The sequence below is a fragment of the Wolbachia endosymbiont (group A) of Colletes cunicularius genome (assembly GCF_964264715.1).
Lineage (GTDB): Bacteria > Pseudomonadota > Alphaproteobacteria > Rickettsiales > Anaplasmataceae > Wolbachia.
The window spans coordinates 1,429,034-1,449,433 of record NZ_OZ183471.1 but is presented as its reverse complement, the minus strand read 5'-3'; the positions used below and the strand labels follow the sequence as shown (position 1 = coordinate 1,449,433).

The window sequence follows — 20,400 nt, the reverse complement described above, 5'->3', positions numbered from 1 at the left end:
TGGAGCAATCTAACAATTGCTCCATTAACATTTAAATTCAATATAAAAACTTCCACCACAAGTTATTTGCCATTCTTCTTTAAATTTCTTTAGGTATTCTTTTTTTTCGCACTCTAAAAGCAGCTCTTCCACGCTTTTGTTGTAGCTTTCAGTAGTGATCCTTCCCTGATGATGCATGAACCTTAAGTAAATCAAATAAGTATTAATTACATCCGTTTCGCAATAATCTCGAATCTCTTGTATTTTGCCACTATCGTATAAGCCCATAACTTGTGACCCATCAACTCCAATCTTACCAGGAAGATTAAATGCTGCACAAACTTCGTTCATTTTTACTCTTGCAGAGGCTCCAAAATCAGAGAGGGTTTCAAGTAAGTCACAATGCCAATCACTACTATATCTTTGATTATAGCTATTCCACTTATCGCCAGCTTTATGAAAATATTCTGCTTGAATGCCATGGACCATAGCACGATACTTTAGCACTGGTATATCAAAAGTGCGTCCGTTGAACGAAACTAGTCTTGGCTTTTTCTCTGATATGTAGTTAAAAAATCCTTTCACTAGCTCCTTTTCACTGGAATTTAGTGTGCCTCCAGATCTTATTTCTTGCAGTGTGAACACCTCATAACCGCTCTGGTGGCTTATATTGCAAAGTAAAAAACTGATAACTACAATTTGGTGGAAGGGCTGACGCAAAAAAGAGTTTTGCCCGTTTGTTATTTCCAGGTGGTATTTTGTTAATGCATCCCTTTTCTCTTCCACACTGCTATTGTCATCAATATCCAGCAAATTCTTGCAGGAATTTATATCCGGTATAGTTTCAATATCAAATACTAACAAAGAATTAAGCATTGCCTATATACTCCTCCGGACGGTCGATCCAAGGTCGCACTTTTACGAACAAAAAGAGGTGAACCTTGCACTCAAATAATTTTTCTAGTTCAGCACGTGCTTCGATATTAATTTTTTTAATATTACTGCCATCTTTCCCTAGCACTATCTTTTTATGACTATCTTTCAACACGAATATGATCTGTTTTATGACTAAACTCTTATCTTTTTTTTCCTCAAATTGTTCAGTTATAACAGCTGTAGAGTATGGCAATTCTTCACGCAAGTTCAAGAATAATTTTTCTCTCGTAATTTCTGCTGATAAAAAATTTTTCGAGGAATCGGTTATTTGATCTTCTTCATAAAACCAAGGGCTCACCGGTGCAACTTCAGACAGGTAATTCATCAAATCAGAAAGTCCATCATTCTTTAATGCTGATATCGTAAACACCTTTTCAAATTTATAAAGCAAATTCAGATGCTCATGAGCCATCTTGAGTTCTGGCCTTTTTACCAAATCAGTTTTATTGATAACCAAAATGCATCTGCCTTTTGTGCGCTGCAGCCGCGTAAATATAGTCTTAATTCTTTCTATATTTTTCAAATAATTGCTTACATCAACAAGTAACAAAGTGATGTCATCACCCTTGATTGCTGACCATGCAGATTTGACTAAAGCTTTTTCAAGTTTTGTTTCTGCTGAGAAAATTCCTGGGGAGTCAGTAAAGACAATTTGTGTGTTGTTGCATGTTGCAATACCCCTTATTTGCGTCCTTGTTGTTTGCACTTTGGGTGTAACAATTGCAATTTTCTTGCCTATGATGCTGTTAATTAATGTAGACTTCCCAGCATTTGGTAAGCCAGCTATGGTTACAAATAAGCACTTTTGTTCTTTCACAAAGGAAATTATAAAGAAAACTGGATGCCAGTGTCAAGCTACTTGGATGACATCATTCTCCTATCATCCAAGTAGCTGACACTGGTTCACTCTATAATGGTATCATTCCAGCACCCTCTTCTTGTCATGAAAGTAGCTGACACTGGAATCCAGAAAACTTAACTTTAAATGAGCATACCAGGTGAATGTACAATAAGAACTGGATACAAGTAGTCAAGACACTGGCATGATATCCTTCTTGGTGGAGATTGCTCTTAAATAACAATGCTCGTACAGTTGTGATTAAGCTAATGCATTGTCAATTCTTTTAGATTGTCCTCAGCATTTAGCTCAACATTATTTACTACTTTTTCAGTAATAACTTCAGCAAATTCAGGAGAAGGTTCTTTTGTTTCTGTGAAAAATGCTGCCTTCACAATACCTCTTACAGCAAGACATGTAAAAATGGCACAAATTACTGCTGGTATAAAGCACCAAGGGGAATACATAACACCTAAGGCAGTAAAACCTGCTGCAAAACAGCAACAGACCAGAGCTTCTATTGCTCGATTACGCAGGTAGTGCTTCTCAACACCACTGTATTGTGCTAGTAGCTTTATAATCTCAACCCTGTTCCTATGTCCTAGAGATTCTACTGGACTTTTACCATCAACCTTTCTTTTAGGATCTGCACCATATTTTAAAAGTAGTTCTACAACATCAACATCACCACTTTGGCAAGCCCAAACTAATATAGCATTTGGGTCTGCACGATATTGCAGTAATAACTCTATAATTTTATTGTACTTACGATAAAATGCCCAGCTCAGCGCAGAATTACTATTGGCATCAGGGTCAGCACCGTACTTTAATAGCAACTCTACAACCTTGCTATTCTTGCGATCACATGCCCAGTACAATGCAATATAGTTGTTACTGTTTTTTATATTCGGATCAGCACCATGTTTCAGAAGTAGTTCCGTAATTTTACTATCCGCATTACGGGGTAACCCAAACATAATATGGGCAAATAATGCAGTATCACCATTTTTGCTTTGTATATTAGGGTTAACACCATGTTTCAGGAGTAATTCTACAACTTCATCATAACAGCCACTACAAGCCTGATGTAACGCAGTGTAACCGTATTCGTCTTGTACGTTACAATTAGCACCATTTTCCAAGAGTAGCTTTATAATTTTAATGTTCCCCCCTTTAAGCACAGAAAGCATCAGTGCTGGACAGGCATATATATTATCATTAATATAGTCACCAAATTTCTCATCTTTACTGCTCTTGAACTTGGAAAAAAGTTTTTTCAGAAATGCTGTATTTCCCTCTGAGATAGCCTCATATAGATAAAACTTTAGATCTTCAGGAGAATTAATTTCATCTAAATTTTCATCAGTCAGTTTTGTAACTTCTTCCGTATCTTTTCCAGTGAGAAGGTCATATGCAGCACCTAATTCTTTAAATTTCTCCTCGTTGTATTTTTGCACATCCTCACTTGCACTTGAATGTTTATCAGGATGATATTCAAGAGCTAATTTTCTATATGCTTTTCTAATTTCGTATTCACTTGGATTATCACTTGGACTAAAGCCTAATATTTTTAAAGCTTCCTTTTTATTCACAATAAATCTCCTACTGAAATATCTTAAGTTAAGTATAACCCAAAATTTCAAAAAGCAAAGCTTTTTATGTCAAACTGTGCCTGTTGCGCAATTCCATAACTGTACGAACATTGTCTACAAGGAGGGTGTCATTCCAGCGTGTGACGCTGGCGACCCCTACCGTCATACCGCCGCGGCGCTAACAAGCAGCGGGATGACGGTTGTCGTTTAGCTATAAAATTTAAGAAAATATTTAAGAAACTTACCAAATGAAAAAAAAGGCAAAAGAAGCCCCGAGTAGCGAGTTTTGAATCTATATTACTGTAAGTGGCGCTGTAATAATGTGCTGACGCTTAGTTTAAGCGCGGTTTGGCTGAATGTAGAAAAAATTTAAAAGACATGCAGCCGCTATAATTTTATGTAATCCGCCAATAAATACCCTAAGTTTTTTACTGAATTTTGTCATTGAGCCTGCAGGTCAAAAACAAGTTTTGAGTCATAAATACCCTTAGTACTACAATAAGGGGGCTGGCGAAATGTGTCAAGGGATTTTTGACGAAATGATTTTGAAAGTAAAGAGCGGGAGAAGGGGTTCGAACCCTCGACCTCAACCTTGGCAAGGTTGCGCTCTACCAACTGAGCTACTCCCGCAATTAATTAACCTAAATTTACTTAATTATAGGCATATACAGCGATTTGTAAACCCCGTGTACACGAAAAATGTGAGAGCCCATAAATTTGCGTGGTTCCTTCTATGATCTTTTCGTATACTTAAGGCTCATTTTTGATTATCATAGGTTTTCAATTGTGCCAAAAAATGTATTAATTTTATGGGGATATTTTTATATAAAGACGACTTGCCAGCTAGTTCAATACCAGATGATATGAGTTCTATAGCTGTTGATACCGAGGCAATGGGGCTACTTCATAGCAGAGATAGATTATGCCTTGTGCAGCTCTCTTTTAATGATGGCAACGTTCACTTAGTTCAACTCAAGAACGATTACACAGCGCCAAATTTGAGAAAAATATTAGAGGATAAAAATATAACTAAAATATTTCACTTCGCGCGATTTGATCTGAGCATAATACATTATTACTTGAAAACTTGGGCACTTCCGTGCTATTGCACAAAAATAGCTTCACGGTTAGTTCGCACTTACACAGATAATCATAGCTTAAAAGAACTGTGCTTAGAACTACTTGATACCAAATTAAATAAGCAACAGCAATCTTCTGATTGGGGAAATGAAAATTTGACAGATAAACAAAAAAGTTATGCTGCATCTGATGTTTTGTATCTCCATAAGATAAAGGAAAAGCTAGATTTAATGTTGGAACGTGAAAATAGAAAAGAATTGGCCCAAAAGTGCTTTGAATTTCTTCCTACTCGCATTGAGTTAGACTTAATGGGTTGGGAAAACGTGGATATCTTTAATCATCAGATATAACCATTTGTGAGAAGTTTTTTGTTTGTGCAAGGCACTTTAGGGCAATTTTTCAGAAGAATTTAGTTGATTAACTGTTGATTGATGCGCTATATTTTACAAGCAATCGTTCTAAGTTTAGGTATTTTATGAGTGATGACATTATATCAGTAAATAATCAAAATTTCAAATCTGAAGTAACTGACTATAAAGGGTTTGTTCTGATAGACTTTTGGGCAGAATGGTGTGGGCCATGTAAAAGTCTAATGCCGCGTATTGAACAGTTGGCTAAAGACAGAAAAGGCAAGATTAAGATCTGCAAGTTCGACATAGATGAAGGGACTGAAGTGCCAAGTAAGTATGGAGTGCAATCTATACCCACTTTAATCATATTTCAAGATGGTAAGGAAATTGCACGCAAAATTGGTGCAACAAATGATTTGCTAAGTTGGGTTGATAGTGAAATAAGCTAATAGACAAATTTGCTTTTGTGTGTATTATAAATATTGATAAAAGGGATTGTAGCTCAGTCGGTTAGAGCAGTTCGCTCATAACGAATTGGTCGTAGGTTCGAGTCCTACCAATCCCACCATTGTGTTGATCTTAGCATGATCGTAACAATGAGAAAACTATAGTATATGAATTATATGTTGATATAATAGAGGAAATAATGGAATTTACTAAATCTTTGAATAATAAGTTAGATGAGTTGCACTTACTAAATCATCCATTCTACCAATCATGGAATACAGGAAGCTTAAGCTTGCAAGCTTTACAAACCTATGCTAAAGAGTATTATCACCACGTTGCTGCGTTTCCTCGTTATATCAGTGGTATACATTTTTTGTGCCCAGATCTAAAAATGCGACAGGTTTTGCTTGGTAATTTGATAGAAGAAGAACAAGGTGATGAAAATCACCCAGAGTTATGGAAACGTTTTGCTGAAGGGCTTGGTGTAACACGGTCTGATCTCCATAAGGATGCACAGATTAAAGAGACACAGGAGTTAGTTGATGGTTACTTTGATATTGTACGATCAGACTTTGCTTCCGGTTTGGGTGCACTTTATGCTTATGAACGTCAAACTCCAGAGGTTTCTAAGTCTAAAATTGAAGGTTTAAAAAAACACTATTCAATAAGTGATGAGCGTTCTCTTCAATTTTTTACGGTTCATATGCATGCTGATAAATGGCATTCTGAGGAATGTGCAAATCTTATTGCAGACTTAAGCGAAGAAGAGCAAGAGAAAGCCATGCAAGGCGCTAAAAAAGGAGCAAAACTCTTGTGGGGTTTTCTTGACGGGATGATGAACGCTAGTGTGTGTCATTAATTGTAAGTAGATTAAACTCAGTGATATTAAAATGCAATGTAATCTTCTTATATCTGACCTGCGGCTTTGGGTTCATTTAGGATGTAGTGCAGAAGAGAAGTTTCATTCTCAATTAGTTAGTGTTAATATTGATTTTACCTTTAAATCCCCCCCTTTAGGACTTACAACTGACCGGCTTGAGGATACTATATGCTACTTGGAGGTAGTTCAGAGTATTCAATCTCTCGTTCAAAGCAAGCAATTCAATTTAATCGAGCACTTAACCCATGATATATACAGAGCCATTAATAATCTTTTGGTGCAAAAAAAACATATTATTTCTTCCATAAGAGTGACTACTCACAAAGTTGCACCACCCGTTCCCGGTGTGCATGGAGGTGTTCTCTTTACTTATTGTAATACATTACAAGAACAGGAAGATAACTAATGATCTATATTTCTATTGGCTCAAATATAGGAAATCGCTTTTCCCATTTACAAAGGGCTGCTCAGTTACTAAAGGAACGCTATTTTAAAGATTTAAAGTCTTCGATCATTCTAGAAACTAAGGCCATTTTACCAAACGGTGCTCCACCTGAGTGGGATAAGCCATTTCTCAACATGATTGTCTATGGAAGTTGTTCTTCTTCTCCCGAAGAGCTATTAAAAGGTCTAAAACAAATTGAGTGTGATATTGGCCGTCCGCAGGTCTATGAAAAGTGGGCACCTCGCGTTATTGATTTGGATATTTTGTTATGGGATGATCTAACGCTCGATACACCCTACCTTAGAATTCCTCACCCAGAATTGATAAACAGACCATTTTTGCTTCACTTGATGGCAATGCTGAACCCTATGGATAATACTCCAATAATCAACAAGACGTTCGGTACTGTTGCTTATGATATCCCTAACATTCAAGATTGTTTTTTAAAGAGTTTTACGCTTTCACCAGAGCTTGTAGGTATTGTCAATATTACTCCTGATTCATTTTCAGATGGTGGTCTTTATTATGATTCAGATCAAGCAACCAAGCAGGCACTGCGGCTGTTATCAGATGGTGCAAGCATAGTTGAACTTGGTGCTCAATCAACAAGACCTGGATCTTTAATGCAGATCCCAGAGGAAGAGTATGCACGTCTAAAGCCAGTACTTGATAATCTTAGCAATTATATGAAAGCTGGCGATATTAAAGTCAGCATTGATAGCTTCTGGCCAGACGTTATTTTAAATGTTTTGGAACACTACAACATTGCCTGGGTAAACGATCAGAAGGAAGCTCTAGATAATAATACCTTAAAAGCAATTGCTAGTAATGGTTGCAGCATCGTTATTATGCATTCACTTTCAATACCACCACATAGAGACAACATTATTCCAGACGACACTGACCCAATTGATATCATAAATAATTGGGCAGAGAAGAGCATTAGCAGGTTACTTACCCTAGGTTTTGATCAAAGCTCGATAATTATTGATCCTGGTATTGGTTTTGGAAAATCTCTATATCAGAATATCTGGCTTTTACGCAATATAGAAGCATTGCGAAGTTTTGGCTGCAAAGTTCTGGTTGGTCATTCTAGAAAGTCATTTATTTCTTCTTTTTCTACAGAACCTGTCTTTAACCGAGATTTAGAAACAATTGCTTTATCATCTGCATTGCACAACAAGGTTGATTTCCTTCGAGTGCATAATGTGCGTGATCACATGCGATTTTTTGTAGCTCAAGCTGCTTTACAGGAATGAAGATTATCGGAATTATGGCTGTTGATCCCAAGGGGGTGATTGGAATAAATAATGGATTGCCCTGGCATTATCCAAGTGAGTTAGATCATTTTCGTCAAGTGACTGACAAACAAGTTATTGTGATGGGAAGAAAAACATTTGAAACAATACCACAAAACATATTAAAGCCTATTGTTTTTTCTCGTAACAAATTAAGTCCTTGTTTTAATAAAGGCATAGAATGCACTATTATTTCTTCTATGCAAGAGTTCTTGTCAATCCAAGGTAATTGGAGTTACCCTCAAATCTTCATGATTGGTGGAGCACAAATAGCGCACCTTTTTTTGGAGTATGATCTAATTTCAGAGTTTATCATAACAGAAATTCACAGACCTTATGAAGGTGATGTATATTTCAACTTAACACTTCTTGATAGATGGAATAAAACTATTCTTACCAAAACAAAAGACTATACTATATGCAAGCTAACACGTTAATATGCATATTGAAGCAATTTATACCCACCGCATTGAATGTGGAGAAGTATTAGAGCAAGTTCTTGATTGCTATGTTTCAGAGTTGCTAAGAGAGGAAGTTGTTCTTGCTATCACATCAAAAATCATTTCCGTTTGTCAAAAACAAGTAGTTTGCAAAACTGCTTGTTCTAAAGAAGAGCTAATCAAAAGAGAAGCTGATGCAATTGTTGATGTGGACCACAATCCTCATAGTATCTGTTTAACGATTAAAGATAATATCTTAATTCCATCTGCTGGTATTGATGAATCAAATGGTAATGAGGTGTATATTCTATATCCAAAAGATGTTCAGAAAACAGCTCTATCAATATGGAACTATCTCAAGACAAAACACTGCATAAAACATCTTGGTATTTTGATTACAGATAGTAATGTAACACCTATGCGTCGTGGGGTTACGGGCGTTGCTCTTGGTTGGTGTGGATTTGAACCACTTTATTCCTATATAGGCAAGCCAGATCTTTATAATCAATCACTGCAAGTAACACAAGTCAATCTTCTTGATGCACTGGCAACATCTGCTGTTTTAGTTATGGGAGAAGGGGCAGAGCAAACACCAATGGCAATAATTAGTGGTGCACCAAAGGTTCACTTTCTTACTCGTCCGCCAACTACAAAAGAAGAAAAAAGTGTTAAGATATCTATGAAAAAAGATCTTTACTCTCCTCTCCTCATGGGAGCCCGTTGGTTGAAGAATTAAAGAGAAACTTAAAAAATTTGCTATTCCTTTATAAGAGCCTGTCTTCAAACTCAAGAATGAGCTAATTTGTGAAGCATAATAGTGATCATATTAAAGAAGATGTTATTTTTTGAAGTGAGAGGAGAATGCTCATAATCCTTACTCATACGTCTAAAATTGGAGAGCCAAGCAAAGGTTCTCTCAACAATCCAACGTTTGGGAATAACCTGAAATCCTGTATCAACTATTTTCTTGGTAATCGTCAATAAACATCCAGTTTCCAATAAGCAGAGGTTTTGCAATTTACCTGTGTATCCTTGATCAGCAAAAAACTTATGTAATGTTGGAGCTTTGCATTTGGCTTGAACAAAAAGATTTAGTGCACCATCAAGATCCTGAATGCTTGCACTTTGTACTTCAGCAGCAATTACAAGACCTACAGTATCTACAACGATGTGGCGCTTTCTACCCTTTACTTTCTTGCCAGCATCATATCCTCTGGATCCCCTTTTTGAGTAGTTTTTACTGATTGGCTATCTATTATTCCCACTGATGGAGTTTCATTCTTACCAATTATCTCTCTTACTTTTTTAACTAGAAAATCATGAATCTCTTGCCATATTCCACTTTTTTTCAATCGCTAATTACAACTATACACTGTTTTCCATGGTGGAAAATCTTTAGGCAGTTGTCTCCATTGACATCCTGTTCTCATCATATAGCGGATTGCGTTAATAATTGTTCTAATACTATGTTTTCTTGGTCTGCCGGTCTTTTTAGGTTCAAAATATAGCTCTATTATCTTCCATTCTTTGTCACTTATATCGCTTGGGTACATTTAAAATATATCTTATAACACACTTCTTAACTCCTTTCTACTTAGTTTGAAGACAGGCTCTGAGGGAACGAGTTTTAAAAGTGGTTGACGAGAAAAAAATGACTATGGAAGAAGTAAGCAAGATGTTCAAAATTGATAGAAAAACTATATACTGGTGGAGGAAAAGAAGAGAAGAAACAGGAAGTATAAAACCGTCTTCAGGCTACCAAAAGGGACATAGTCATAAAATTAAATACTTAGATGGCTTTGTCAAATTTCTGGATGAAAACCGAGATATTACGGTTGAAAAAATAATTGAAAAATTTGGCAACATGTGCAAAGGCACAGTCTACAATTATCTTAAAAAAGTAAACTATACATATAAAAAAAACTTTTCTTTATCAGGAAAGGAATGAAGAGAAACGCAAGGAGTTCATAAAAAAAATAGAAGGAATAGAAAAAGAAAACTTGATATTCATAGATGACTCTGGAGTAGAAGACAACAGATTTTATGAATATGGGTGGTCTCAAAAAGGCAAGAGGTTATTTGCCGATAAACCAGGGTTTAAAAGAAAGAGGGTAAGCATAATAGGAGCACTAAATGAGGGAAAAGTTAAAGCTTCCTGGGTAATTGAGGGCTACTGCAACAGCGAGATTTTTGATGCTTATGTAGAAAATATACTTGTTCCTATATTAAAACCTGGACAGACTATTGTTCTCGATAATGCAAGCTTTCATAACGCGAATTCTGGATTAAGGAAGGAAGAAAGTATAGGAAATAGAAGGCTTTGTGGATTTGATGGAATAGGAAATGAGAGTAGAAAAGATATGAACCAAAAAATTAACAGGGGATCTATGGCGAGTGTGTTCAATTTCTAGTCTATTTTTTAGGTAACCAAAAACAGTCTCAATGATAGACCTTTTTCTCAGTAAAATCTTCTCATTTAACGAAATCAATGTATTTTTCATACCTTTTTTCACCTTGGTAACAAGTTTCAAACCTCGGTCAAACAGCTTCTGAAAAAGCTCTTTTGCAATATAACCTTTGTCACCAAACAAAAGACCGATTAATTTTTCCGTCAGATTTGGCACAGGTATCCTATCATCAACATTGCCTTTTGTTAGCGTAAGTGCATGAATTTCAACATTTTCATTGATTACCATATGTAATTTGAAACCAAAAAACCAGCCGTAAGTGCTCTTGCTTAATTTTGCAATTCCAGCAAAAACTTTGTTTTTGGATATTCTTTTTGCATGACAAACTGCAATGGGAGTTGTGTCTATATATGAAATTCCAGTGTTTTCTGACTGTCCACAAAGCCAATGCAACAACATTGCTAAATGCCACAAAACCCTAGGCTTTAGAGCAACAAACCTGGTATATGAAGGTAACTTTGGAAACTCTGATTTGTAGAGCAACGTTAGGTAATGTAGATAGAAAGTTTTACACGGAGATTGTTGATATAGCAGGATTATTGTCATGATTTCGGAGTGCTCAATTTCCGTTGTTCTTGTGGGGTTTTTACCATTTGGCAGTAGTTTATCTGCAAAATTTTTCTCTATATCTCTGCAAAAATCATCGACCAAACAAAACAGTTTTGTTATATCTTCCATGGGTAACCTCATCTATTTTTTTATCACTGCTGAGTTTACCCTGTTTTCTTGCCTCTTCTATTCTCCTTTAATCCAGAATTCACGTTCATAAATCTGCAAGAACGAAAAATGTGATAGAAAATGTTGGGTGTAAAATTTTGTTCTTGCCGCCATACTCACCGGATTTAAATCCGATTGAGAAGTTCTGGTTTGCCATTAAGCATGCCATAAGAAAAGTGCTGCCAAGCTTTTGGCCCAATATTAATTCGGCTATTGATTTTGTCTTTCAGCTCTCGGGGAAATCTTACTTTGGTTAGCTATATATACCAGGTTTTTATATTGTTTAGCAGTACAATTTTCAATATTATGAATAAGCATGGAAAGGTGGCTGAGTGGTCTAAAGCACACGCTTGGAAAGCGTGCACATATGAAAATATGTCGGGGGTTCGAATCCCCCCTTTTCCGCATATTACTTCTAGAATGGTATAAAACCCTCGGTCGCGCGCACAACTCTATTCCTATAGTGAGTAACTCCCTCTTATCTCATTTATATCATATTTTTAACTTATCCAATAACATAAATTACTTTAGCTATGCTATCAATAGCATTGCTTTAAAAAGAGTGCCCATATTTTCAGTCAACCTTAAGAATTCACTAAAGATCCTATTCTTTTGTTCATCACTTGCGCTTTTCATTAAAGCCTGGGTTCTTTCTTTTATGCCAAAAAGATACAAAAATTCTCTTTGAGTTAAAATCTCGCAATCTACGTGTTTTAATGAATCTTTTAATGCTTGAAAGTTCACAAGTGCAGTAATATCACTATTACCAACATTCTCAAGAAAATTAGCATACTTATGTTGTTTTATCGATTGCAAAGTGCTCTTATATGCGGGGTATACATAACCGTAATCTATAATCAAAGCAGCTCCTTTATTATTATGTATCTTCTTCTCAAGTTTTTTTAATATTTCAACCCCAGTTGAACATATTTCCACCACTGCACCATTAAAAAGTTTTCCATTTGCCGTTCCAGCGCTTGATGCATAATTGTACGAACGTTGCAATTTACAGGTAATTTGAGTAGCAGGTGGTGTCATTCCAGTGAATGACGCTGGAATCCAGTGTTTATTATACAACTGCTCAGTGTGCTCATTTACAATTAAGTTTTCTGGATCCCAGTGTCTGGGCACTGGGATGACATCATTCTTGGTGGGAATTACCCTTGTATCACAACGTTCGTATAGCTGTGTGCTTGATGCTGGAGTCCAGTCTGGTTGAGCAGTTTGCACAATTTTGAGACCGTTATCGCCTTGTTTTGTCACCATATTTTCATACCACCCCTCATCACGATATACAAACTGATCTATCGGAAGAGCGTCAAAGAACTCATTTGCTAAAAAAATGGTTGGTTGTTCTGGTAGGTTGTCAATATCTTTGTGCCAATTAACATCTAAGCCTTTTAATTTTTCCTTTTGTATCTTCCGTAAAGTAGGGCTTATTTCAACTAAGTGGATCAACATTGAATTAAAAAAGCTGCTGTATTTTTTAGTGACTCTTATTATATCGTGAATGAGTGTTCCTTTGCCTGGCCCAAGTTCAACTAGAGAAAATTTTGATGGCTTTCCTAATTTTTCCCATGTATGCATTATCCAAACTGCAATTACTTCACCAAATAATTGGCTGATCTCAGGTGCAGTAGTAAAATCACCATCCTTACCAAGTGGTAATCTACTCGTATAATAGCCGTATTTTTCATGGTACAAAACGGCATTCATGAAATCACTGATGGATATTGATCCTTGACTTTTGTCAATTAATTCGTGTATATAAGTGAGCATGTTATTAATGAATGTTTAACTATAGCGTACCATAATATAAAATAGTAGAGTATTTATATATATAGTATAAACTTAAGTTTATGAGTAATAGTGCTTCAGTTATGGACGACAAAAACACCGATTATGTTGCCCTTATACCTCAAGATGATAGTATTGAATACAAATTTGAAGAAGCTGTCAATTTTATAGAAAACAAGGTTATAAATGCTGATGGACTAACTTTAGCGGAAGTGTTTCAAGTGCTAGTTCAAATGCTAAATGGTGATCTAGAATTGGTAAAAAAAGTACTAGCATATGCTAATATTATGGCAAAGCATGGAATGAAGGTAGCAAAAGAGTCGCAATTAAGCAGAGCTGATGTTCGCCGAGCTTTAGAAGGTAAAGAAAGTGTTGTCAATAGACAAGATTTTATAAAGAAACCACCTCTTCTACCTGCTATAAAATCGACCAAAAAGAAAAGTAGAGGTCTTTAGATGGCTGAATCTATAAAAAAATTTACTGTACAATGTGACTTCAAAGGGCAAAGTTCACCTTTTGCAATATATATAGGAAATCCAAAAAGTGATGCTCATCCAATTCATCATCAAGATTCCTGGCTTGTAAAAGAACGTGGAGGGAATATCCCTAATAAAGTAAAAGAAAGTCTACAAAAATTATATAAACTATCTCAAGAAAATGGAGTCTCTTTCTCAGAGCTATGCGCGTATGCCATTACTGTGGTTAGTAATAATGATAAAAAAAGTGACGACAAGCAGTGAGATAGTTTAATCCCTCAATATTTCATTTATAGAGACTTTCGATCTCGTCTTTTCATCCACTTTTTTTACTATGACTGCACAATTGGTTGAAATGTCATTTTTAGATGGAATAGACCCTGGTACCACTACAGAATAAGGTGGCACTTCGCCATAAAATACCTCGCTAGTTTCTCTATCAATAATCTTTGTTGATGCTCCAATAAACACACCCATGCCAAGGACTGATCCTTCTCTCACTACCACACCCTCGGCTACCTCGCTACGTGCTCCAATAAAGCAATTATCTTCTATAATGACAGGTGAAGCTTGAATAGGCTCAAGGACTCCACCTATTCCCACTCCACCGGAAATATGGCAGTTTTTTCCTATTTGCGCACAGCTACCAATCGTTGACCAGGTATCTATCATTGTTCCTGAATCAACATATGCACCAACGTTGATAAAACTTGGCATTATAACAACATTTGTACCTATATAAGCAGATCGGCGGACAAAACACCCAGGAACTGCTCTAATTTTTAACTGGCGAAATTTCTCCTCATTCCATTCACTAAATTTGTTACCGATCTTGTCAAACCAGCAATTGGTATTGTCTATTATTTTGTTTTTTTCAGTGAGAAAATGTAATAATATTGCCTGCTTTATCCACTTATGTACTACCCATTCTCCACTTGATAGCTTTTCTGCTACTCTAATTTTGCCACTATCAAGGAGCTCAATTACCTCTTTAATTGCTATTCTTGCTGTTTCCTTTAGGTTACAGTCATTAAATTTTTCTCTATTTTTCCAGATATTTTCTATCTCACTTTGTGTTTTTTTTAGTTGCAAACCTTCCATTTGTTATATATATTAATATTAAATTTATAGCTCTGTATCATTTGAGCTTGTTACTACTTTATATGTAAGTGCTATGAAAATACAATGTAGTAGTTGTACTAAAACTTACTTGGTATCTTCTGAGCAAATTGGTGTATTTGGAAGAAAGGTAAAGTGTACGAACTGCAATCATATATGGCATGAACATCTAGAAGAAGCGTCAAACAAATCGCACTCTGCTAATATACAGGAAAAAAAAATTAGTGGAAGGAATTTTTTACAAAATCTAGCATTTACCACTCTAGCTTTTGCAACAGCTACAGGGTTATGCGTCGTAATTGCTAATGGCATCTTTCCTAGAGAGATGAACAAAGCATACAAAACGATCAGTTCATATAAGGATTCAATAAGCTATAAATTAGGGTACAAAAAAGAACAAACAGAAAATCCAAATGTAAAAAAACTTGTTGTAAATAAGTTTTATCAAGACTACCTTTTTTTATCTAATTTAAGATCTAGTTAAATAGGCATAAACCATCGCCGATATCGGTATCCAGTTCCTATAGCTACTCAGGTGATGCAAATAGTATTAGGGTGACAGAGTTTTAAAAATAAGTTATTTTTTAGTAAAAAACAGCTTATGAGCATTAAAATTGCACCTTCTATACTTTCAGCAGACTTTGCAAAATTAGGAGAAGAAGTAAGAAAAATTAGCGATTTAGGTGTAGATTACATACACATAGACGTTATGGATGGGAATTTCGTTCCAAATATTACAATTGGTCCTAGCGTTGTCTCTGCAATACGTAAATATAGCAATCTTCCTTTTGATGTGCATTTAATGGTCAAATCTCCTGTTAACCACATTGAAAGCTTTATAAATGCTGGTGCTGATATTATCACTGTACATGCAGAAGCAGAGATACACCTTGAGAGGTTGATAAGAAAGATAAAGTCATACAAAAATGTAAACGACGCAAAAAAACCGATTCAAGCTGGAGTCTCAATTGTTCCTTCAACTTCTCCAAGTGTGCTTGAATACATAATACATGAGCTAGATATTGTGCTGATTATGACAGTCAACCCTGGCTTTGGAGGGCAGGAATTTATTCATTCACAGTTGAACAAGATATCTACTATAAAAAAAATGATACAGGAGCGTAATCTTAAAACACAAATTTCAGTAGATGGTGGAATTAACTTTTCTAACGCAGCTTATATAATAAAAGCAGGTGCTGATATTTTAGTTGCGGGATCGGCGATATTCAAGGCTGAAGATATTAAGAAGGCCGTAAATGATCTTAAAAATCCATCGTGGTAATCCTATATAAGCTAGTGCAGCCCTACGTCATACCGCGATTCATTCGCGGTATCTCAGCCGCTAACACGTAGCGGAATGTTGGCAAACCTAAGATCTTTAGCTAGTTAACACAAATTATTTCTATTATCTACCAATTTGAAAAAGTCTCTGGTCCAAGTAGTCAAGCTACTTGGATGACAAGAGGTAACGCAAGAAGTTTACTCTTAATAAAAGCCTGATGATGAATCATTATTACCAAATTTCGGCCTATTTCTGTTGCTGAAACCAGAACGAGGACGAGAAGGCTTCTTATGGTAACTTCCTCCAGGTTTTCTATTAAATGAATTATTGTAATAATTATCCCTGTCATTTGGACCATCTTTCCTTTCCTCGTTGTAAAGCTCACCTTCAAAAAACTCTCCCGTCTCTTGATCAACTCGACGTCTTGACAACTTTGGACATCCACCTTTTTCGAAGTCAATTACTAGTGCTTTGAAAGTATCATCTTGTTTAAGTATGCTCTCTATAGAATCTATGTGTTCATTAGCTACTTCACTTATGTGCATTTTTCCTTTTCTGCCATTAAGAAATTCAAGCTCTACAATAGACTTCTCTATTTTTACAACTTTGACATCAACTATAGAACCTTGTTCTAGTTCTGTTATTGAATCAATCATCATACTCTTTGCAATTTCAGCTTCAGTGCCACTCGTGGCAAAAACAGAAACTTTACCATCATCTCCTATTTCAATTTTTGCATTACTTCTTTCACACACACTGCGTATATTTTTTCCTTTAGCACCAATAGCTGCAGAAATTTTGTCTTTATCTATGTAAAATGATAACATCCTTGGTGCATGGTCTTTGATGTCATCACTGTGTTCTGAAATCACTGCATTCATTTTTTCTAAAATATGTAATCTTCCAGCTTTTGCCTGTTCTAAAGATTTTTCAACAATTTCAAAGCTTATACCAGAAATTTTCATGTCCATTTGCAGTGCCGTAATTCCTTCACTAGTTCCTGCTACTTTAAAGTCCATATCACCAAGATAATCTTCATCACCCAATATATCGGAAAGTATTACATACTCGTCTTTATCTTTAATAAGGCCCATAGCAATTCCAGCAACAGGGGCCTTTATTGGTACACCCGTATCCATTAAAGCAAGAGAAGTCCCACAAACTGTTGCCATAGAAGAAGAACCATCAGACTCCAAAATTTCGGACACTACTCTTATTGTATAAGGAAATTCAGATTTATCGGGTAAAACAGGATGAATTGCTTTCCAAGCAAGTTTGCCATGACCGATTTCTCTTCTTCCTGGTGCACGTGCAGCAGAAGTTTCTCCAACAGCAAATGAGGGAAAGTTATAATGCAACATGAAATGCTCACGTCTATCCCCTTCAATATCATCCACAATTTGCTCATCTTGAGTAGTGCCAAGAGCAGTAACAACCAGTGCCTGAGTATTGCCTCTTGTAAATAGTGCAGAACCGTGAGTTCTGGACAGAATATCAACTTCAACTTCTATCTGACGTATCTCATCATGCTTACGACCGTCTATCCTTACACCTTTCTTCCTAATTATTTCACGTACTAAAGATCTTTCAAAGTTTTTTACTGCATACGTAATTAACTTTTCATCTTTTCCAGTCTCTTTAAGAGTATTCAATATATTCTCTCTGACCGCTTCTAGAGCTTGAACTCGCTCTTGTTTTACTGTTTGCGAATATGCTTTTTCAAAATCTTTACCGTATTTTTCGAGCTCTTGTGTTATATCTGATGTATCAACAGGAGCAAAGCTTTCAGGCTTATTGCCAACTGTATCAGCAAACCCTTTTATGAGCTTAATGACAGGTTTAAGGTGTTCATGGCCAAATTTTATTGCATTAAAAACATTTTCTTCAGAGAGCTCTTTCACTTCTGACTCAACCATTAAAATCGAATTTTCATCACCAGACAAAAACAGATCCAAGCTGCTTGCTTTCATCTCTTGAACAGAAGGGTTGAGTATATAGTTATTATTTTCATCACAACCAACTATCACTCCAGCTATAGTAAAGTGAAAAGGAACACCAGAAATCGCAAGAGCTGCAACAGCACCAATCAATGCTGGCACTTCAGGAGGATTGACTGTATCATAAGTTAATAGATTACACACCACACTAATTTCATCATGAAATCCTTCTGGAAAGAGTGGCCTTACACTCCTATCTATTACTCTTGAGATTAAAGTTTCTCTATCAGATGGCTTGCCTTCTCTTTTAAAAAAACCACCAGGGATCTTACCCATGGCATAGCTTTTTGCGATAAACTGCACATTTAAAGGTAGGAAATCAACGCTTTCTTCCTTCTTTTTACGTACAACAGTTACTAAAACAGAAGTATCACCGTAATTTACAACTACTGAACCATGAGCTTGGCGTGCTATTTTTCCTGTTTCTAAAGATAAGGCACGACCACCCCACTCTATAGATTTTTTTATAATTTTAAACATACTAAATTCCTCGATTATTTTCTAATGCCTAACTTCTCTATTAATTCCTGGTAGGCTTCATTACCAAATTTACGCTTTATATAATTTAAGTGCTTGCGTCTTCTACCTATCAATATAAGTAAACCACGCTTAGAGTGATGGTCATGCTTGTGCACTTTAAAATGCTCAGTTAAGTTACTGATCCTCTCGGTCAAAATTGCACATTGTACAAAAGATGAACCTGTATCATCTTCTTTAATTGCATATATATTTATCAAACTCTTTTTCTTTTCGGATGTTATCGACATCTAAACCTCATTTTAAATATTAAAAACACGAATAGGTTTCACACAACCATAAATAAAACTGCAGATTGCAATAGGTACACTACCCACTGTCGTACACCAAATATCATAATTCTTTAAACTACGCAAGTTATTTAATACAATTTCCTGACCTTTTCTGATTTTCCCCGCATCTTCTGGGGAAATTTCAACTTTGAACATCGATCTTAAAGCCGATTCAATGGGAATGATGAAACTTTTTGCATTACTCCCTGTACCTTCTGTCATCTGAGTAGCTGACACTGGTTCTTTTTTTCTGGATTCCAGCGTCACGCGCTGGAATGACACCAAAAAGCGAGTTTTTTCAATAAGTTGCTCAATTGTCACTGATTCATTTTCTCTAAAGTCACCTACCATAGTTCTTCTTAATTTCGTAATGTGTCCAAAACAATTTAATGCAATGCCAAGATCCCGAGCAATTGATCTCACATATACACCACTACCGCACATCATAGAAAAATTTGCACTATTATTTATGGTGTCCACAGATATCAATTTCAGTTCATGTATTTTGACTTGTCGGGGCTTTATATTCACCTTTTGCCCACTTCTTGCCAATTTATACGCCCTTGCTCCTTTTATTTTTATTGCTGAAAATTGAGGAGGAGTCTGCTTGATCTCACCAATAAAATTTTTAATTGCACAATTTATTTGACTATATTGAGGTTCTATAGTGCTAGTTCTAATGATATCACCATCCAAATCATCCGTGGTTTTTTGTTCACCCCATTTTATTGTAAAATCGTATGCCTTTAAGTCACAAGATAAATACGGTATAGTTTTCGTTGCCTCGCCAAGAGCAATTGGCAATACACCTGAAGCTAAAGGATCAAGTGTTCCCAGATGACCAGCTTTCTTAATTCCAAAGATCTTTTTAACTTGGGTTACAGCTTGTGCAGAACTAATTCCTATTGGTTTATCAAGATTCAGCCAGCCGTGTATCATATGTGAATTATATACAGCTGATGACAGTTTAGGAAGCAGCTTGAAATATATACTTCAAATGATAATGTAAAAAATGGCTTGACTAACATGCATTATTAACGCATACTTAATCTTTTTATTAGCCTTATTTTAAGGGGACTATTATGACTATAAATACAAATAAAAGCATATTGAAGTGGGAAAACACTGCACATATAACAAAAATGAGTATTGGAGGTTTAGTTGCATTTGCATCTTTAGTGGGAGCAATAACAACAATATTCATTGCTACTAAAGTAATTGCTGGACCTGCATCTTTAGCACTTGTTGCTAGCCCTGCTGGAATTGCAGTTCTATTTATTGCCGCTGTATATTTTGCCGCAGCAGCTTATGTTTCATATCAGCAAATGAATGCGATTGGTGAAAAAGGACCAGTTGGCAATAAAGGTGAAGCATTCGATCTTTCATCTGAACTACAAAAACCTGAAATTATGGAAATGCTTAAAGGTAAGTTTCAAGTAAAATAACAATA

The 20,400-nt window shown here is 35.9% G+C and carries 25 protein-coding genes, 3 tRNA genes and 2 pseudogenes; 17 read left to right on the top strand and 13 right to left on the bottom strand.

Going from position 1 to position 20,400, the window contains the following annotated elements; all coding sequences use genetic code 11:
- Window positions 1-24: 24 nt before the first annotated feature.
- The 4 genes from ACFELZ_RS08555 to ACFELZ_RS08540 all read right to left on the bottom strand — a co-directional run bounded on the left by ACFELZ_RS08555 (window position 25) and on the right by ACFELZ_RS08540 (window position 3,975).
- On the bottom strand, window positions 25-855 hold the full coding sequence (locus tag ACFELZ_RS08555) for a 3'-5' exonuclease (RefSeq protein ID WP_375316160.1): 831 nt from the start codon (window positions 853-855) through the stop codon (window positions 25-27).
- Window positions 848-1,732, bottom strand: a complete 885-nt coding sequence (gene era / locus ACFELZ_RS08550) for a GTPase Era (RefSeq protein WP_375316159.1) — start codon at window positions 1,730-1,732, stop codon at window positions 848-850. Before era ends, ACFELZ_RS08555 begins: the two co-directional genes overlap by 8 nt.
- A 287-nt stretch (window positions 1,733-2,019) precedes the next feature.
- Complete coding sequence (locus ACFELZ_RS08545) at window positions 2,020-3,345, bottom strand: ankyrin repeat domain-containing protein (RefSeq protein WP_375316158.1); 1,326 nt, start codon at window positions 3,343-3,345, stop codon at window positions 2,020-2,022.
- Between the two features lie 557 nt (window positions 3,346-3,902).
- Window positions 3,903-3,975: transfer RNA gene (locus ACFELZ_RS08540), tRNA-Gly, on the bottom strand.
- A 179-nt stretch (window positions 3,976-4,154) separates the two neighbouring features.
- On the opposite strand from ACFELZ_RS08540, the gene ACFELZ_RS08535 reads away from it, so the two are divergent.
- The 8 genes from ACFELZ_RS08535 to ACFELZ_RS08500 all read left to right on the top strand — a co-directional run bounded on the left by ACFELZ_RS08535 (window position 4,155) and on the right by ACFELZ_RS08500 (window position 9,021).
- Window positions 4,155-4,775, top strand: coding sequence for a ribonuclease D (locus tag ACFELZ_RS08535; protein ID WP_375316157.1), 621 nt, complete (start codon window positions 4,155-4,157; stop codon window positions 4,773-4,775).
- A 125-nt stretch (window positions 4,776-4,900) separates the two neighbouring features.
- Window positions 4,901-5,224, top strand: coding sequence for a thioredoxin (gene trxA / locus ACFELZ_RS08530; protein WP_375316156.1), 324 nt, complete (start codon window positions 4,901-4,903; stop codon window positions 5,222-5,224).
- Window positions 5,225-5,266: 42 nt separating this feature from the next.
- Window positions 5,267-5,343: transfer RNA gene (locus ACFELZ_RS08525), tRNA-Ile, on the top strand.
- A 78-nt stretch (window positions 5,344-5,421) separates the two neighbouring features.
- Complete coding sequence (locus ACFELZ_RS08520; RefSeq protein WP_375316155.1) at window positions 5,422-6,081, top strand: CADD family putative folate metabolism protein; 660 nt, start codon at window positions 5,422-5,424, stop codon at window positions 6,079-6,081.
- Between the two features lie 31 nt (window positions 6,082-6,112).
- Window positions 6,113-6,508: a dihydroneopterin aldolase gene (locus ACFELZ_RS08515; RefSeq protein ID WP_253309583.1), complete on the top strand. Its 396-nt coding sequence runs from the start codon at window positions 6,113-6,115 to the stop codon at window positions 6,506-6,508.
- Window positions 6,508-7,806: a dihydropteroate synthase gene (folP, locus tag ACFELZ_RS08510; protein ID WP_375316154.1), complete on the top strand. Its 1,299-nt coding sequence runs from the start codon at window positions 6,508-6,510 to the stop codon at window positions 7,804-7,806. Before ACFELZ_RS08515 ends, folP begins: the two co-directional genes overlap by 1 nt.
- A complete protein-coding gene (locus ACFELZ_RS08505) occupies window positions 7,803-8,282 on the top strand; it encodes a dihydrofolate reductase (protein WP_375316153.1) in 480 nt (159 codons plus the stop codon). The genes folP and ACFELZ_RS08505 overlap by 4 nt, the downstream gene beginning before the upstream one ends.
- 1 nt (window position 8,283) lies before the next feature.
- A complete protein-coding gene (locus ACFELZ_RS08500) occupies window positions 8,284-9,021 on the top strand; it encodes a putative folate metabolism gamma-glutamate ligase (RefSeq protein WP_375316152.1) in 738 nt (245 codons plus the stop codon).
- 50 nt (window positions 9,022-9,071) lie between these two features.
- Here ACFELZ_RS08500 and ACFELZ_RS08495 read toward each other — a convergent pair whose 3' ends face one another.
- From ACFELZ_RS08495 to ACFELZ_RS08485, 3 genes are read right to left on the bottom strand one after another with little or no spacing between them, the layout of a single operon-like run.
- Window positions 9,072-9,455, bottom strand: a complete 384-nt coding sequence (locus ACFELZ_RS08495; protein WP_375316621.1) for a transposase — start codon at window positions 9,453-9,455, stop codon at window positions 9,072-9,074.
- Window positions 9,456-9,472: 17 nt separating this feature from the next.
- Entirely contained in the window at window positions 9,473-9,637 is a 165-nt protein-coding gene (locus ACFELZ_RS08490; protein ID WP_375315781.1) for a hypothetical protein, read from the bottom strand.
- A gap of 3 nt (window positions 9,638-9,640) precedes the next feature.
- Window positions 9,641-9,838: a transposase gene (locus ACFELZ_RS08485; RefSeq protein ID WP_375315805.1), complete on the bottom strand. Its 198-nt coding sequence runs from the start codon at window positions 9,836-9,838 to the stop codon at window positions 9,641-9,643.
- Between the two features lie 80 nt (window positions 9,839-9,918).
- On the opposite strand from ACFELZ_RS08485, the gene ACFELZ_RS08480 reads away from it, so the two are divergent.
- Complete coding sequence (locus ACFELZ_RS08480; RefSeq protein WP_375316012.1) at window positions 9,919-10,233, top strand: IS630 transposase-related protein; 315 nt, start codon at window positions 9,919-9,921, stop codon at window positions 10,231-10,233.
- 52 nt (window positions 10,234-10,285) lie between these two features.
- Window positions 10,286-10,507 (top strand): annotated as a pseudogene (locus ACFELZ_RS08475) (transposase); the annotation flags it as partial.
- A 63-nt stretch (window positions 10,508-10,570) separates the two neighbouring features.
- Here ACFELZ_RS08475 and ACFELZ_RS08470 read toward each other — a convergent pair.
- The gene (locus ACFELZ_RS08470; protein WP_375315786.1) at window positions 10,571-11,431 is read right to left on the bottom strand and encodes an IS982 family transposase; all 861 of its coding nucleotides are present in this window, start codon (window positions 11,429-11,431) and stop codon (window positions 10,571-10,573) included.
- Window positions 11,432-11,565: 134 nt separating this feature from the next.
- Here ACFELZ_RS08470 and ACFELZ_RS08465 point away from each other — a divergent pair.
- Window positions 11,566-11,727: pseudogene (locus ACFELZ_RS08465) on the top strand (transposase); the annotation flags it as partial.
- A gap of 61 nt (window positions 11,728-11,788) precedes the next feature.
- Window positions 11,789-11,875, top strand: a tRNA-Ser gene (locus tag ACFELZ_RS08460).
- A gap of 126 nt (window positions 11,876-12,001) precedes the next feature.
- Here the strand turns inward: ACFELZ_RS08460 and ACFELZ_RS08455 are convergent.
- Complete coding sequence (locus tag ACFELZ_RS08455; protein ID WP_375316151.1) at window positions 12,002-13,249, bottom strand: SAM-dependent methyltransferase; 1,248 nt, start codon at window positions 13,247-13,249, stop codon at window positions 12,002-12,004.
- A gap of 80 nt (window positions 13,250-13,329) precedes the next feature.
- Here ACFELZ_RS08455 and ACFELZ_RS08450 point away from each other — a divergent pair, with 80 nt between their 5' ends.
- Entirely contained in the window at window positions 13,330-13,722 is a 393-nt protein-coding gene (locus ACFELZ_RS08450; RefSeq protein ID WP_375316150.1) for a hypothetical protein, read from the top strand.
- Complete coding sequence (locus ACFELZ_RS08445) at window positions 13,723-14,007, top strand: DUF2610 domain-containing protein (protein ID WP_007549418.1); 285 nt, start codon at window positions 13,723-13,725, stop codon at window positions 14,005-14,007. It begins immediately after the preceding gene.
- Window positions 14,008-14,013: 6 nt separating this feature from the next.
- Here ACFELZ_RS08445 and dapD read toward each other — a convergent pair whose 3' ends face one another.
- Window positions 14,014-14,844: a 2,3,4,5-tetrahydropyridine-2,6-dicarboxylate N-succinyltransferase gene (gene dapD, locus ACFELZ_RS08440; RefSeq protein ID WP_375316149.1), complete on the bottom strand. Its 831-nt coding sequence runs from the start codon at window positions 14,842-14,844 to the stop codon at window positions 14,014-14,016.
- A gap of 73 nt (window positions 14,845-14,917) precedes the next feature.
- Here dapD and ACFELZ_RS08435 point away from each other — a divergent pair, with 73 nt between their 5' ends.
- Complete coding sequence (locus ACFELZ_RS08435) at window positions 14,918-15,346, top strand: MJ0042-type zinc finger domain-containing protein (RefSeq protein WP_375316148.1); 429 nt, start codon at window positions 14,918-14,920, stop codon at window positions 15,344-15,346.
- A 117-nt stretch (window positions 15,347-15,463) separates the two neighbouring features.
- Window positions 15,464-16,144 (top strand): ribulose-phosphate 3-epimerase, encoded by a 681-nt coding sequence (gene rpe / locus ACFELZ_RS08430; protein ID WP_375316147.1) that lies wholly within the window; start codon window positions 15,464-15,466, stop codon window positions 16,142-16,144.
- 203 nt (window positions 16,145-16,347) lie between these two features.
- On the opposite strand, the gene pnp is transcribed toward rpe, so the two are convergent.
- The 3 genes from pnp to truB are packed head-to-tail and all read right to left on the bottom strand — an operon-like array spanning window position 16,348 to window position 19,886.
- Window positions 16,348-18,621 (bottom strand): polyribonucleotide nucleotidyltransferase, encoded by a 2,274-nt coding sequence (gene pnp / locus ACFELZ_RS08425; protein ID WP_375316146.1) that lies wholly within the window; start codon window positions 18,619-18,621, stop codon window positions 16,348-16,350.
- 14 nt (window positions 18,622-18,635) lie between these two features.
- Window positions 18,636-18,908 (bottom strand): 30S ribosomal protein S15, encoded by a 273-nt coding sequence (rpsO, locus tag ACFELZ_RS08420; protein WP_006279944.1) that lies wholly within the window; start codon window positions 18,906-18,908, stop codon window positions 18,636-18,638.
- 12 nt (window positions 18,909-18,920) lie between these two features.
- Window positions 18,921-19,886 carry a tRNA pseudouridine(55) synthase TruB gene (truB, locus tag ACFELZ_RS08415; protein ID WP_375316709.1) on the bottom strand — a complete coding sequence of 322 codons (966 nt, stop codon included), beginning with the start codon at window positions 19,884-19,886 and terminating at the stop codon, window positions 18,921-18,923.
- A gap of 146 nt (window positions 19,887-20,032) precedes the next feature.
- Between truB and ACFELZ_RS08410 the strand changes: the two genes are divergently transcribed.
- Window positions 20,033-20,395, top strand: a complete 363-nt coding sequence (locus ACFELZ_RS08410) for a hypothetical protein (RefSeq protein ID WP_375316145.1) — start codon at window positions 20,033-20,035, stop codon at window positions 20,393-20,395.
- Window positions 20,396-20,400 lie beyond the last annotated feature (5 nt).

What these genes read in the sequence shown, in the direction of transcription:
- trxA (WP_375316156.1), top strand. Translation starts at nt 4,901, where the DNA reads ATGAGTGATGACATTATATCAGTAAATAATCAAAATTTCAAATCTGAA.
- ACFELZ_RS08505 (WP_375316153.1), top strand. Translation starts at nt 7,803, where the DNA reads ATGAAGATTATCGGAATTATGGCTGTTGATCCCAAGGGGGTGATTGGA.
- folP (WP_375316154.1), top strand. Translation starts at nt 6,508, where the DNA reads ATGATCTATATTTCTATTGGCTCAAATATAGGAAATCGCTTTTCCCAT.
- ACFELZ_RS08445 (WP_007549418.1), top strand. Translation starts at nt 13,723, where the DNA reads ATGGCTGAATCTATAAAAAAATTTACTGTACAATGTGACTTCAAAGGG.
- ACFELZ_RS08450 (WP_375316150.1), top strand. Translation starts at nt 13,330, where the DNA reads ATGAGTAATAGTGCTTCAGTTATGGACGACAAAAACACCGATTATGTT.
- pnp (WP_375316146.1), bottom strand. Translation starts at nt 18,621, where the DNA reads ATGTTTAAAATTATAAAAAAATCTATAGAGTGGGGTGGTCGTGCCTTA.
- ACFELZ_RS08520 (WP_375316155.1), top strand. Translation starts at nt 5,422, where the DNA reads ATGGAATTTACTAAATCTTTGAATAATAAGTTAGATGAGTTGCACTTA.
- ACFELZ_RS08435 (WP_375316148.1), top strand. Translation starts at nt 14,918, where the DNA reads ATGAAAATACAATGTAGTAGTTGTACTAAAACTTACTTGGTATCTTCT.
- rpsO (WP_006279944.1), bottom strand. Translation starts at nt 18,908, where the DNA reads ATGTCGATAACATCCGAAAAGAAAAAGAGTTTGATAAATATATATGCA.
- rpe (WP_375316147.1), top strand. Translation starts at nt 15,464, where the DNA reads ATGAGCATTAAAATTGCACCTTCTATACTTTCAGCAGACTTTGCAAAA.
- dapD (WP_375316149.1), bottom strand. Translation starts at nt 14,844, where the DNA reads ATGGAAGGTTTGCAACTAAAAAAAACACAAAGTGAGATAGAAAATATC.
- ACFELZ_RS08500 (WP_375316152.1), top strand. Translation starts at nt 8,284, where the DNA reads ATGCATATTGAAGCAATTTATACCCACCGCATTGAATGTGGAGAAGTA.
- ACFELZ_RS08410 (WP_375316145.1), top strand. Translation starts at nt 20,033, where the DNA reads ATGACTATAAATACAAATAAAAGCATATTGAAGTGGGAAAACACTGCA.
- ACFELZ_RS08515 (WP_253309583.1), top strand. Translation starts at nt 6,113, where the DNA reads ATGCAATGTAATCTTCTTATATCTGACCTGCGGCTTTGGGTTCATTTA.
- ACFELZ_RS08535 (WP_375316157.1), top strand. Translation starts at nt 4,155, where the DNA reads ATGGGGATATTTTTATATAAAGACGACTTGCCAGCTAGTTCAATACCA.
- ACFELZ_RS08470 (WP_375315786.1), bottom strand. Translation starts at nt 11,431, where the DNA reads ATGGAAGATATAACAAAACTGTTTTGTTTGGTCGATGATTTTTGCAGA.
- ACFELZ_RS08455 (WP_375316151.1), bottom strand. Translation starts at nt 13,249, where the DNA reads ATGCTCACTTATATACACGAATTAATTGACAAAAGTCAAGGATCAATA.
- ACFELZ_RS08555 (WP_375316160.1), bottom strand. Translation starts at nt 855, where the DNA reads ATGCTTAATTCTTTGTTAGTATTTGATATTGAAACTATACCGGATATA.
- ACFELZ_RS08485 (WP_375315805.1), bottom strand. Translation starts at nt 9,838, where the DNA reads ATGTACCCAAGCGATATAAGTGACAAAGAATGGAAGATAATAGAGCTA.